The organism is Longimicrobium terrae, from assembly GCF_014202995.1.
Classification (GTDB): domain Bacteria; phylum Gemmatimonadota; class Gemmatimonadetes; order Longimicrobiales; family Longimicrobiaceae; genus Longimicrobium; species Longimicrobium terrae.
Genome location: NZ_JACHIA010000027.1, coordinates 64,772 through 75,672, shown reverse-complemented (window position 1 = coordinate 75,672; position 10,901 = coordinate 64,772). Strand labels below are relative to the sequence as shown.

Here is a 10,901-nt window from a genome sequence, read left to right as displayed (position 1 = left end):
CTTCAAGCTACTGGAGTTTTCCGATTCCGTCAAGGGGCGGTATTCCAAACTTTTCTCTTCGCCGCCCCGCCGCCGCCATTCAGGCGACAGCCCTACAAAGTACACCACCTGCACCCCGTCGTCAACCCCTGATCGCGATCGTTTCGGAATCGCTTCGGCCGGGGTTCCTTGAGGGGCGCCAAGTATACACCGCGCTCCAGAGCAGGTCAAGGGGTTTGTTTCCATCGCGTCACCAGTCCGGCACGGGCCGGCACCATCTACACCGTTTCACGCGGAGGACGCGGGGGTGGCGGAGGGGCGCGGGGGAACTGATGGAGGGAGGTTGGCGCGGAAGGCGACTACCGTTGTTGAGTCATACACACATGGGCGAAGGGAGACTCGCGACGGCGGAAACATGGGTATCGAGGAAGGTTGTGCGCGAGGCTCCCGCAGCGGGCGGGGAGACCCCACAGGCGCGGTGCACGGATGTGGCGGAATCGGGCAGGTACGTGACGCGCCGAGGAGGCTCGCCGCCCCCGCGGAGGAGACGGACGGGACAACAGCAGTACCGTTGGCCCGGCCGGCTCCGGAGCGGTCCCGCCGCAACGCTCGCCCCTGCCCCGCCCTCTCGCTATTCTGTGCGCCATGAGCAACGACACCCAGAACGATCCGCCCATCGTGGTGGTGGGCGCGGGCGCGGCCGGGACCATGGCCGCCATCTTTGCAGCGGCGCAGGGACGGCGCACGCTGCTGGTGGAGCGCACGCGCGATGGCGGAAAAAAGATCCTGATCAGTGGGGGCGGACGGTGCAACGTGCTTCCCTCGCGCGTTGACCCGGCGCAGTACTTTACCGAGTCGTCGCGCAACACGCTCAAGAAGATGCTGCTTTCCTGGCCCCTTGCCGAGCAGCGGCGCTTCTTTGAGGAGGAACTGCGGATTCCGCTGGCGCTGGAGGCGGATTCCGGCAAGCTCTTTCCGCGCAGCAACCGCGCGCGCGACGTCCGCGACGGGCTGATGGACCGCGCCCTGGAGGCCGGCGTGGAGCAGGTGTTTTCCAGTTCCGTCACCGGACTGCGGCCATCCGGCTCTGGGTGGACGGTGCAGCTGGACGGGGGGCGCGAGATCGCCTCGGCAGCCGTCATCCTGGCGACCGGCGGACTTTCCGTTCCCGCCACGGGGAGCGACGGCACCGGGTTCCGCCTGGTGCGCCAGCTGGGGCACACGCTCAACGACACCTACGCCGCGCTCACGCCGCTGACTACCAATCCCGCGGTGCACGCCGACCTTTCCGGCGTGTCGCTGGAGGTCACGCTCGAGGCACCGCTGGACAAGGGGAGTCTGCGGGCGAGCGGCGGCTTTCTGTTCACGCACCGCGGGTACAGCGGGCCGTCCGTCCTGAACGTTTCGCACCTCGCCGTGCGCTCCGGTGGCGATCCGGCGCGGCGCGTGCCCGTCCTGGCGCAGTGGACGGAGATGGACGCCGCCGCGTGGGAAGCGCTGCTGCGCGAGCCGGGGCCGGGTGCGATCGGCGCGCTGGTGCGCCGGCGGCTGCCTCAGCGACTGGCGGACCAGCTGCTGTACGAGGCCGGAATCGATCCGGAGCGCACACGGTCGCAGCTTCGCCGGGACGAGCGCGCGCGGCTGGTGGAGGTGCTGGCGCGCTATCCCCTTCCCTGGACGGGAGATGAGGGATACAAGAAGGCGGAGGTGACCGGCGGCGGCGTGCCGCTGGCCGAGGTGGATCCGCGCACGATGGAAAGCCGCGTGGCGCCCGGCCTGTTCCTCTGCGGCGAGATTCTGGACTGCTTCGGGCCGATCGGCGGCTACAACTTCTGCTGGGCGTGGTCCACCGGGCGCGCGGCCGGACTGGGCGCCGCCGCTTCCCTTATCCGCCCCACATGAGCAACACGACGGCATCCATGGAGAACGACGCGGAAGCGCTGCTGCGGGCCGAGTTTCCCGTGGTGGTGGAGGTCCCGGTGGTGTGGGCGGAGATGGACTACTTTCGCCACGTGAACCACGCGGTCTTCTTTACCTACTTTGAGAACGCGCGCATCCCGTACCTGCAGCGCATCGGGTTCCGCGAACTGGGCGAGGGGCGGATGGTGGGGCCGATTCTGCAGTCCGCGCAGGCGCGCTACCGCCGTCCCGTCACCTATCCCGACACGCTCGTCGTGGGCGCGCGGACGACGGAGCTGGGGGAAGACCGGTTCACGCACGACTACCGCGTCGTAAGCCGGGGGATGAACGACGTGGCGGCGGTCGGCGGCGGCGTGCTGGTGGCGTACGACTACGCTTCCGGCCGCAAGACGGCCCTTCCCGCCGACGTCCGTGCGGCGCTGCTCGATCTGGAAGGCGGCCGGCTGACTCCGTAGGGGGCCGTGTCGGCTCTCCGCCGCTGCCGCGCCGCAGCGCACCTTCTCGAGCGATGCGCCTCGCGGCGCATTCTGTCATCCTGAGCGAAGCGCCGCACGGGCTTTCCGACCCCCGATCCATGGCGCGTAGCCGAAGGATCTTGCCACGGAAGAAGCGGAGTGCCCGGCAGGTGGGGAACGGTTCAGACTCGAAGCCCGGTGCTCGTGGCGCAGGATGTGGCAAGATCCTTCGACTCGCTGCACGGGGCGGCGCATCCGGACAGAGAAGTGTCGCCGCTCGCTCAGGATGACAAACGGGGAGCGTCTCCGTTCTCCGCCGAACCAGACAGGTCCGTGGGTTGGCCGACATGCGCGTGGTGGACGCAGCCCATCAGCGTCCGACGGACCGCGTCGATGGAGATACAGGGGCGGAACGTCGCTTGCGATGCTTTACATCTAAAGGAGTTGTGCATGCCCGATCGCCCCATTCCGCCCGCCACCCGCCTGTGGGTTTCGCTCGCGCGCACGTACCGCCACGTGTCGCGCAGGCAGGCACGCGCGCTGGCGGAAGTGGGATTGTCGGTGCCGCAGTTCGACGTGCTGGCCACGCTGGTACGCTCGCCGGAGTGCGGGCCTCGGATGGGCGAACTGAGCGACCGGCTGCTGGTGACGGAGGGAAACGTGACCGGCCTGGTGTCGCGGCTGGAGGATGCCGGCCTGGCGCGGCGCGGCCCCGACCCCGCGGATGCGCGCGCGGTCCGCGTGCAGCTCACGGATGAGGGACGCGCCCTGGCCCTGCGCGCGGTTCCGCGGGTGGAGGCGGAGCTGGACGCCGTCTTCGAGGGCGTGCCGGAGGTGGAGATGCGGCAGCTGCAGCGGCTGATGCGAAGGGCGCGGCGCAGCGAGCCGCGGTAGAAGTCCGCGTCCGGGCGCGCGGCCCGGACGGGAAGAACCCGGAAGAGGAGGAGAGCCGATGGCGACCAACGTACTGATCGCGTACTACAGCTCCTACGGACACACCGCCACCATGGCGCAGTCCGTGGCCGAGGGCGCGCGTAGCGAGAGTGGAACCGAGGTGCGCGTGATGCGCATTCCCGAACTGGAAGAAGCGCGGCGCGCCATGAGCGGCCAGGAATGGTACAACAAGGCGCAGGAGGCGCAGGCTTCCATTCCCGAGGTCACGCACGACGACCTGCGCTGGGCGGACGGCATCATCTGGGGAATGCCCACGCGCTACGGCAACATGCCCGCGCAGGTGAAGCAGTTTCTGGACACCACCGGCGCGCTCTGGGCCAACGGCGAGCTGGAAGACAAGGCGACCGGCATCTTCACCAGCACGGCGACCATTCACGGCGGGCAGGAGACCACGATCATCACCGGCCTGGTGCCGCTGCTGCATCTGGGGATGATCTTCGTGGGCACGCCGTACGGGCAGAACCCGCACATCCTTACCACGGACGGCATCGGCGGCTCGCCGTACGGCCCGGGAACGATGGCGGGCGGCGACGGCTCGCGGCAGCCGGAGGAGCGCGAACTGCTGACCGCGCGCAACCTGGGAAGCCGGGTGGCCAAGGTGTCGGCGCGGCTCAAGAGCCTGCGCGCCACGCAGGAGCATGGGCAGCAGCCGGATGCGCCGCAGTACGAGGGGCAGTAACGGCGAGGGAATAGGGAATGGGGAATAGGTGGATGATGAGAGGGCGGCCCCGTGAATGGGGCCGCCCCTCTCTTTTCCCCCGCGTTCCTCCGCCACCCCCGCGTCCTCCGCGTGAAACCAGTGCGCGGAGGTGGGGGAATAAGAAAAAGCGGCCCCCGGCGCGAATGCCGGGGGCCGCTCGATCCATCAGGATCAACCAGCGCTGATTACAGGCGCTTGGGCTCGCCCTCGACCGTGGCCGGAACGGTATCGGCCAGCGCGGAGGGGGCAACCGGGTTCGCCTGCAGGTAGTTCTGCTGCGGAGCGCCGGCGATCGACTGCTCATCAAGCCCGTTGATGGCCCGCTTGAAGTCGCGGATGCCCTTGCCCATGCCCGTGGCAAGCTCCGGCAGGCGCTTGGCGCCGAACAGGAGAAGCATGACGCCGAAGATGAGAACCAGCTCGCCGAAACCAAGTCCGAAAGGCATGGGAGACTCCCTGTGTCCGTGAAAGTGGGGCAGTCCGCGAAACTGCGTCTACCCGGCACCCGGGGTCTCGGTCCGTGCCCGAGCTGCTCCGGTCGATGGGGTGCCGTATCGCCGCGATCAAGATAACCATTCCCCGACCGTGCGACAACCCGGCAACCCCCGAATCCGCAAAAGCGGAAGTACTTGTCCTCTATCAGCTTACAACCGCGGTCCGGAGCTTTCCCCGGACCGCCCGCCTCAGCGGCGCGCGCCGGCCGCCGGAGCCGCCGCGCCCGCGGGCTGCGCGCCCGCCGCGGGAGCCGCCGCCGGTGCGCCCGCCACTTCGCGCGCGGTGCGCCCGCCCAGGCGGTCGCGCGCCACGTACTGCGCCATGCTGGCCGGGTAGCTCACCGTCCGCGGGTCGCCGTCGGAAATGTACCGGTTGGTCGGGTCAGCCTTCCACCGCTCCAGCTGCCGCTCCAGCGCGCCCGGGGCCACGATGAAGCGGTCCACCGAGTGCCCGTCCCACCGGTTGTCGAAGGGCGACACGTTGGGCCCGCCCGACACTTCCAGCACCACGCGGTTCTCGTAGCGCTTGCCGTCGCGGTAGGTGCCCTGCCACGCCGCCGAGTGCTCGCGCGGCCACATGCCCAGCGGCAGCGCAAAGGTCACGATGTCGTAGTCCGCCGGCAGGTACGCCTTGATGCTGTCTTCGCCGATGCCGATCCAGTCCATGGCCTGCTGCGTGTTGCTGGCGCGGTCCAGACGGGCGTGGTAGAGCGTGTGGTTGCAGATCTCGTAGTTGTTCTGCAGCAGAAACTCCATCTTCTTGCGGATGGTGGCCTCACGCTGGGCGCGCGGCGTTCCCTTGTCGGGCGTTTCGCCAAAGAAGTTGGACGGGTGCGCGGCCGCGGGAAGAATGCACATCACCATCCCCGCCGTGCCCCACGCCGGGTTCTGCCGCTTGAACGCCTCAAAGCTCCCCACCATGGTGTTGGGGTCCACTTCGCCGGCGGCCGTGTGATAGAACTGGCCGCGGGTGGCGTCGTCCAGCGTAAAGACCACGGGCGAGGTGCCGGCGGGGATGTCGATGTTCCCCTCCATCACCTGGCGCATGGTCACCGGGCGGAACCCGGCCGCGTACAGCGACTCCAGGTCCTTGCGGAAGTTGGCCAGCGTGCGGACGAACTCGCCCTCGGGGCTGCCGGTGCGGTGGTACTCCAGCACCATGATGCGGCCCATTTCGTTGGGCGGCGCGTCCACCGTGGGGCCGGCGGGAAGGCCGCTCACCGGCCCGCCCGTGGTCTGCGGGGCCGCGGCCTGCGCGCCCGCCGCGGAATCCGCGCCCGGGGCGGCCGCCGTACCCGCCGCGGTGGAGTCCGCGCCCTTGGCGGCGCCCTTTTCACCCTCGTCGCCGCCGCACGCGGCCAGCAGCGCAACCAGAGCCGCCGCCGCGGCGGCCCGGCCCCAATCCTTGGAAATCAACATGTGTCCGGCTTTTGACGCTGGATTCTGAACAGTACCCCGCCGGGGCGGGCCCGCGGCGGATGCGCGCGGAAGCGCGGGCACCGGGAGCAAGCTTCGTGCGCGCCCGCTTCAATCCTCCGGAAGGCGCGGCAGCATGGTGGCGGCGCAGCGCGCCATGGTGCGCTGGTACACCATCCGCGCCCGCAGTTCGGGAAGCTCCAGCGTTTCCACGTAGTGCTGAACGGCGCGGCTGGGGTCGGCGTACTCGTGCTGCTCCATCAAGTTGATGTACTGCGTGGCGAACTCCATGTGCGCGTTCACCAGCGCCTCTTCGGCGCGGGCGGCGGCCAGTTCCAGCCACAGCTGCTCTTCGTCGCTCCGCTGCTTCTGCCGCTGGATGTAGCGCATGGCGCCCATGGGCGTGGCGTAGCGCCAGTTCCATCCCCATCCGCGGTGCCCCTCGCGCTGCAGGTCGTCGGCCACTTCGCGCTCGCTCAGCAGCGCCACGGCCCGCGTCCCCACGCCTTCCGCCTCGTCGCCCTGCAGGTCCATGCTTTCGATGTACCGCTCGATGGCGTCGTCAAACGCCATCCGCGGCGCCAGCACGCCCACCAGGTCCAGCGCCAGGTTGGCGTGCACGTCGATCAGCGCTTCGCGGGCCAGCGCCTCGGCGCGTTCCAGCTTGCGGGCCAGGTCGGCGGGAAGGCGCTGCGTGAACAGGGAAACGGTAGCCATGGGCGGGTCGGTCCGTCGGGATGGGGCGGCGCGCCCCCGGCGGGCGCGCCGTGGTCAGGTCAGCGGTTCCAGTACAGGCCGATGAGCAGCAGGCCGAACACGATGCGGTACCACGCGAACGGAATGAAGGTGTTGCTGGAAACAAACTTGATCAGCGCGCGGATCACCACCATCGCCGACAGGAAGCTGACGATGAAGCCCACCGCGAACACCGGCGCGTCGGCCGCCCCCATCAGGTCGCGCGCCTTCCACAGGTCGTAGCCGCTGGCGGCCACCATGATGGGAATGGACAGAAAGAACGAGAACTCCGTGGCCGCCACGCGCGACAGGCCCAGCGACAGGCCGCCCATGATCGTCGCGCCCGAGCGCGACACGCCGGGGACCAGCGCGGCCAACTGCGCGATGCCCACGCCCAGCGCCGTGGGCGGGCGGATGTCGTCCACCGATTCCGTGCGCGCGGCCCTTCCCGCCACCCAGCGCTCGATCACCAGGATCAGGATGCCGCCGACCACGAGGGCGACGGCGACGGTGAACGGGTTGAAGAGCACTTCCTTGATGAAGTCGCGCGCCAGAAAGCCCACGACGGCCGCCGGCAGAAAGGCGATCATCAGGTTGATGACGAGCTGGCGGGCGTTGCGGTCGCGCGGCGCGGCGGCCAGCACGCCGAACACCTTGGCGCGGTACAGCCACACCACCGCCAGGATGGCGCCCAACTGAATGAACACCTCGAATGTTTCGGCGTTCTTGTAGCTGTGAAAGCCCAGCCAGTCGGCGGCCACGATCAGGTGGCCCGTGGACGAGACGGGAAGGAACTCGGTGGCTCCCTCCACGAGGCCCATGACCGCGGCCTTCAGCAACAGCAGCGCATCCATCCGGGAGTCTTCTTTCGGTTCTGGCGTGGTGGGGCGGTGTTTTGATCGTCCGCGCGGCATCGGTGCCGGGCGGATGGTTGTCTTACGCGGAGACGCTTACATCAACAGCGAAAGAGCGGGATTCGGGCGTGTCCCTCCGCTGCGCTCCGGGCCGGGCTGCGGGCGCACTAGGGCACGATACAGCTGTGCCCAAGTGCGGCGAGCCACCGGCGCGACGGCAACCCCCATGCCGGTTCCCCGCCCCGCCGTTCAGGCGGAGCGCGATCGGCCGCTCAGGCGTCGGGATCCTCGCGCGGCGGCGGGCCGGGCGGCTGCGGCGGCTGGTCCGGGCGCCACCACGCGTCCGGCGCCGCGGGCTCCGGCTGCGCCGAACTGGTGTTGTCTGCCCGGATCTCGGCAACGATGAAGTTCTCCGACGCCACGGGCGCGCCCGCCAGCCTGCGCAGCATGGCGAGCTGTCCGGCGTGCGTCATGGCATCGGCCAGCGGGCCTTGCAAGAACTGCGCATCGCTGATGGACGCGTTCAGCGCGGGATCGGCGAAGTCCGCGCTGAGCGCGGTGAGCGTCGCGTGAAAGCGCTCCACCTCGTCCGCCAGCGAGGGCAGCGGCGGCGGGGCGAAGTCGCCGCCGTGCAGCATGGTGCGCGCGTAGCCCATCAGCCCGGTCATGTGCCAGAGCAGCTCGTGCGGTGTGCGCACGTGCGTGCCGGCCCGGAAGTCCCCGAAGTCCGCGGGGGCGCCGCGCAGCGCCTTCTGCGTGCGGTACGCCAGCGCGGCCAGAAAGTGCTGGAGCAGCGAGCGGGATTCGTTCATCGGTCGATTGAGAACGGAGGGACGAGCGGGATGGGCGTCAGGATCCACCGTGGGAGCGCCACGGACCCGGCAGCAGGTGCTCCCAGGCGAGATCGGTGCGGACCAGCGGATGCCCGCCGGCGATACCGGGGAGCGCGTCCTCAAACCGTTCCGCGTCCGTGGCGGGAAGGGTGATCCAGAGGAGAAAGTGCCCGCTGCCGCCGCGCAGCGACACGGCGGGCGATCCGAACTCCACGATCGCGTCTGGAAGGCTGTCCCACCGCATTGGCCCCAGCAACTGATCGATAAGCGGCAGCGGCCCGGGCGCGCGGCCCCGCAGGCGGTCGCGCCAGCGCGGAAGCGGAGACAGCGGCGTGCTGGCCAGGCGCGGCTCGCCGTACGCGCTCAGCGCCTCCACCATCCGCTGCAGCAGCGACTCCGCCTCCTCATCCCACACATCATCCGCGTCTCCGAAATCCGTGAAGCCGGCCGCGCGAAAGCACTCGTCCGCGTTTACCGGCGACGGCCAGACAGCGAAGAGGACGCTGTCCGCGGAGCGAAGGTCCACGCGCGCCCAGTGGACGCGGAACTGCTGCGCGGGCGCGTTCATCCCCGATCCTTGGCCTGAGCACCCGGCCCGGAACCATGGGGCGGCGCGGAGCGCAATCGCTCGCTCACCAGTGCCAGCATCGCATCCAATCCCATGATCCGGCTGAACCAGTACCCGGCCCACATGGCGATGGGGAATCCGATGGCGGCCCGGAACAGGAGGTACCACAGGAAGGTCGCGGAGAACACGTGCTCCATCCCCCCGCTGTGCCGTACCGCGTTTGCGACGGAATCCGGCAGCCACAGCCCGATCCCCATCCCGAGCACGCCCAGTCTGTAGGTGAGGGGAGAAAGCTCCTTCTTCCACCGGGCCATTCTGCGCACGGTCCGCACGATCAGGTACAGCCACAGCCCGGCGGCAAGTCCAAGCAGTGCCATGGGGCCGAGCCCGACACCCTCGGCGCGCTCCTCCAGGATCCATCGGAGCAGGACCAGAAGCTGGCCTATGGCGAGGCTGGCGATCAGACCGCGATCCACGCGGCGGGGAAACATCATCATTCCGGATGGGTGAAGATTCGTGCGGTGCTCAGTCCGGCGGGATCAGTTCGGCATCGGCGGGCTGGATGTCCATGTGGACGATCAGCCCGCCCCGGAAGCGGTACACGTGGCGCACCGGCTGGTCCAGAAGCAGCACCCCCGCCTTGTCGTGCACGACCTGGTGCACGTCGACGGCAACGTTGCCTTCCTCATCCGCCACCACGCGCACGGGCGTCACGCGCGGATCCAGGACCTGCCACTGCCGCGTCCAGTAGTCGCGCACGGCGGAGTGCCCGTGCACCCAGCCGCCATGAAGGCGGTTGGGCCACTCCACGTCCGGGTGCATCGCCGCCAGTACGCCATCCACGTCGTGCGCGTTGAACGCGGCGTACAGCGCGTCGAAGAACTTCGTTGTACCGTCCATCCATCACCTCCCATGGGCGCCCCCGATCGCGCTCCGCGCGCGGGCCGCCGCTCAGAATCCGTCGCTCTGGTCGATCCCGTCTCCGCACGGATCACGAACCGCGTCGAACGCGTAGGGGAGCGCGGGTCCGCGGGCCACGTCCGTGTACGTCCACGCGCGGCCGATCAGGCTGTCGCCGCGAACCACGAACTCCGCGGTCGTCCTGTGCAGATGGTCATCCATCACCAGAACGACGGTGTTGCGGCCCGTGAGATACCAGTACACGTCACTGGCGCGCCGTGTGGAGGAGACCGCCCGGCGGGTCCCGTTTTGGAACCGGCTCACGAACGGCACCGAGTCGAGCGAAAACCGCATCGTATCGCGCCGGTAGCAGCCCACCAGCGAACTCCAGTCCAGCGCGACGGGACCAGGGCCGGGATCAGGCGCCCACCGGGGGCCGCACGCCGCGCCCAGCAGAAGAACAGCCACCGCGCAGAGGCGTGAGATCCGGGAGTGCCGCTCAGGCACGCGGGCGCTCATGGCGCGGTGCGGGGACGGCAGGGAACGGGCCTGCCGATCAGCGGAATGGTGAACGTGTACGGACCATCATCATAGTACTCCGCGCGCCCGCGCAATGAGTCACCCGTAATCCGAAAGTGCAGCTCCCAGCTTGGTCCCATGTTCTGATGCAGCACGGCGTCGACGGATCGCGCCGGGGTGAAGCGCCACCCCATCATGGCGAAGTTCCGGTCCCAGTCCGGCTCCGGGAGCAATTTGGGCCCGGCCTGCGTGTTGATCGTATCCACACGGATATCGCGGCGGTGACTCACGGGATGGAGCTTCAGGGGCCATCGCGGGTGCGGCCGGCCGTCCGGATTCAGTTGAGCGGCGGAATCCAGTTCCACCGTGTCGGGCATCATCCGCGCGACGGAAACCGTGGGGCTGTCGCGCCGGACAAGGGCGTAGCACCCCACGCCGGCGATCCCGGCCGCGTTCCGGGGCGGCGGGTCGGCGCACGCCAACGCTCCCGCGACCGCCACCGCGGCGGTGCACAGGAATACTCGTCCCGAGCCACTCATCGCCTTCCCTCATCAAAGGGATCGCTCCCTGTCCG

The 10,901-nt window shown here is 69.3% G+C and carries 14 protein-coding genes; 4 read left to right on the top strand and 10 right to left on the bottom strand.

Going from position 1 to position 10,901, the window contains the following annotated elements:
• The first annotated feature begins 624 nt into the window (after positions 1-624).
• The 4 genes from HNQ61_RS26110 to wrbA all read left to right on the top strand — a co-directional run bounded on the left by HNQ61_RS26110 (position 625) and on the right by wrbA (position 3,987).
• Complete coding sequence (locus HNQ61_RS26110; protein WP_170035273.1) at positions 625-1,881, top strand: BaiN/RdsA family NAD(P)/FAD-dependent oxidoreductase; 1,257 nt, start codon at positions 625-627, stop codon at positions 1,879-1,881.
• Positions 1,878-2,354: an acyl-CoA thioesterase gene (locus tag HNQ61_RS26105; RefSeq protein WP_205761575.1), complete on the top strand. Its 477-nt coding sequence runs from the start codon at positions 1,878-1,880 to the stop codon at positions 2,352-2,354. Before HNQ61_RS26110 ends, HNQ61_RS26105 begins: the two co-directional genes overlap by 4 nt.
• 450 nt (positions 2,355-2,804) lie before the next feature.
• Complete coding sequence (locus tag HNQ61_RS26100) at positions 2,805-3,248, top strand: MarR family winged helix-turn-helix transcriptional regulator (protein WP_170035272.1); 444 nt, start codon at positions 2,805-2,807, stop codon at positions 3,246-3,248.
• A gap of 58 nt (positions 3,249-3,306) precedes the next feature.
• Positions 3,307-3,987, top strand: coding sequence for an NAD(P)H:quinone oxidoreductase (gene wrbA / locus HNQ61_RS26095; RefSeq protein ID WP_170035271.1), 681 nt, complete (start codon positions 3,307-3,309; stop codon positions 3,985-3,987).
• A 206-nt stretch (positions 3,988-4,193) separates the two neighbouring features.
• Here wrbA and HNQ61_RS26090 read toward each other — a convergent pair whose 3' ends face one another.
• The 10 genes from HNQ61_RS26090 to HNQ61_RS26045 form a co-directional block, all read right to left on the bottom strand.
• On the bottom strand, positions 4,194-4,454 hold the full coding sequence (locus tag HNQ61_RS26090; RefSeq protein WP_170035270.1) for a Sec-independent protein translocase subunit TatA/TatB: 261 nt from the start codon (positions 4,452-4,454) through the stop codon (positions 4,194-4,196).
• A 237-nt stretch (positions 4,455-4,691) separates the two neighbouring features.
• Positions 4,692-5,921, bottom strand: coding sequence for a polysaccharide deacetylase family protein (locus HNQ61_RS26085; protein WP_170035269.1), 1,230 nt, complete (start codon positions 5,919-5,921; stop codon positions 4,692-4,694).
• A gap of 108 nt (positions 5,922-6,029) precedes the next feature.
• Positions 6,030-6,635 (bottom strand): hypothetical protein, encoded by a 606-nt coding sequence (locus HNQ61_RS26080; protein ID WP_170035268.1) that lies wholly within the window; start codon positions 6,633-6,635, stop codon positions 6,030-6,032.
• Positions 6,636-6,694: 59 nt separating this feature from the next.
• Positions 6,695-7,507 (bottom strand): undecaprenyl-diphosphate phosphatase, encoded by an 813-nt coding sequence (locus tag HNQ61_RS26075; RefSeq protein ID WP_170035267.1) that lies wholly within the window; start codon positions 7,505-7,507, stop codon positions 6,695-6,697.
• 272 nt (positions 7,508-7,779) lie between these two features.
• A complete protein-coding gene (locus HNQ61_RS26070) occupies positions 7,780-8,319 on the bottom strand; it encodes a hypothetical protein (protein WP_183685767.1) in 540 nt (179 codons plus the stop codon).
• Positions 8,320-8,356: 37 nt separating this feature from the next.
• Positions 8,357-8,908 carry a hypothetical protein gene (locus tag HNQ61_RS26065; protein WP_170035266.1) on the bottom strand — a complete coding sequence of 184 codons (552 nt, stop codon included), beginning with the start codon at positions 8,906-8,908 and terminating at the stop codon, positions 8,357-8,359.
• Entirely contained in the window at positions 8,905-9,405 is a 501-nt protein-coding gene (locus tag HNQ61_RS26060) for a hypothetical protein (protein WP_170035265.1), read from the bottom strand. The genes HNQ61_RS26065 and HNQ61_RS26060 overlap by 4 nt, the downstream gene beginning before the upstream one ends.
• 28 nt (positions 9,406-9,433) lie before the next feature.
• The gene (locus HNQ61_RS26055) at positions 9,434-9,808 is read right to left on the bottom strand and encodes a nuclear transport factor 2 family protein (protein WP_170035264.1); all 375 of its coding nucleotides are present in this window, start codon (positions 9,806-9,808) and stop codon (positions 9,434-9,436) included.
• A 51-nt stretch (positions 9,809-9,859) separates the two neighbouring features.
• Positions 9,860-10,276, bottom strand: a complete 417-nt coding sequence (locus HNQ61_RS26050; RefSeq protein WP_170035263.1) for a hypothetical protein — start codon at positions 10,274-10,276, stop codon at positions 9,860-9,862.
• 47 nt (positions 10,277-10,323) lie between these two features.
• Positions 10,324-10,617 carry a hypothetical protein gene (locus HNQ61_RS26045; RefSeq protein WP_183685768.1) on the bottom strand — a complete coding sequence of 98 codons (294 nt, stop codon included), beginning with the start codon at positions 10,615-10,617 and terminating at the stop codon, positions 10,324-10,326.
• Positions 10,618-10,901 lie beyond the last annotated feature (284 nt).

What these genes read in the sequence shown, in the direction of transcription:
- HNQ61_RS26075 (WP_170035267.1), bottom strand. Translation starts at nt 7,507, where the DNA reads ATGGATGCGCTGCTGTTGCTGAAGGCCGCGGTCATGGGCCTCGTGGAG.
- HNQ61_RS26065 (WP_170035266.1), bottom strand. Translation starts at nt 8,908, where the DNA reads ATGAACGCGCCCGCGCAGCAGTTCCGCGTCCACTGGGCGCGCGTGGAC.
- HNQ61_RS26080 (WP_170035268.1), bottom strand. Translation starts at nt 6,635, where the DNA reads ATGGCTACCGTTTCCCTGTTCACGCAGCGCCTTCCCGCCGACCTGGCC.
- HNQ61_RS26070 (WP_183685767.1), bottom strand. Translation starts at nt 8,319, where the DNA reads ATGAACGAATCCCGCTCGCTGCTCCAGCACTTTCTGGCCGCGCTGGCG.
- HNQ61_RS26060 (WP_170035265.1), bottom strand. Translation starts at nt 9,405, where the DNA reads ATGATGATGTTTCCCCGCCGCGTGGATCGCGGTCTGATCGCCAGCCTC.
- HNQ61_RS26110 (WP_170035273.1), top strand. Translation starts at nt 625, where the DNA reads ATGAGCAACGACACCCAGAACGATCCGCCCATCGTGGTGGTGGGCGCG.
- HNQ61_RS26090 (WP_170035270.1), bottom strand. Translation starts at nt 4,454, where the DNA reads ATGCCTTTCGGACTTGGTTTCGGCGAGCTGGTTCTCATCTTCGGCGTC.
- HNQ61_RS26085 (WP_170035269.1), bottom strand. Translation starts at nt 5,921, where the DNA reads ATGTTGATTTCCAAGGATTGGGGCCGGGCCGCCGCGGCGGCGGCTCTG.
- wrbA (WP_170035271.1), top strand. Translation starts at nt 3,307, where the DNA reads ATGGCGACCAACGTACTGATCGCGTACTACAGCTCCTACGGACACACC.
- HNQ61_RS26055 (WP_170035264.1), bottom strand. Translation starts at nt 9,808, where the DNA reads ATGGACGGTACAACGAAGTTCTTCGACGCGCTGTACGCCGCGTTCAAC.
- HNQ61_RS26105 (WP_205761575.1), top strand. Translation starts at nt 1,878, where the DNA reads ATGAGCAACACGACGGCATCCATGGAGAACGACGCGGAAGCGCTGCTG.
- HNQ61_RS26100 (WP_170035272.1), top strand. Translation starts at nt 2,805, where the DNA reads ATGCCCGATCGCCCCATTCCGCCCGCCACCCGCCTGTGGGTTTCGCTC.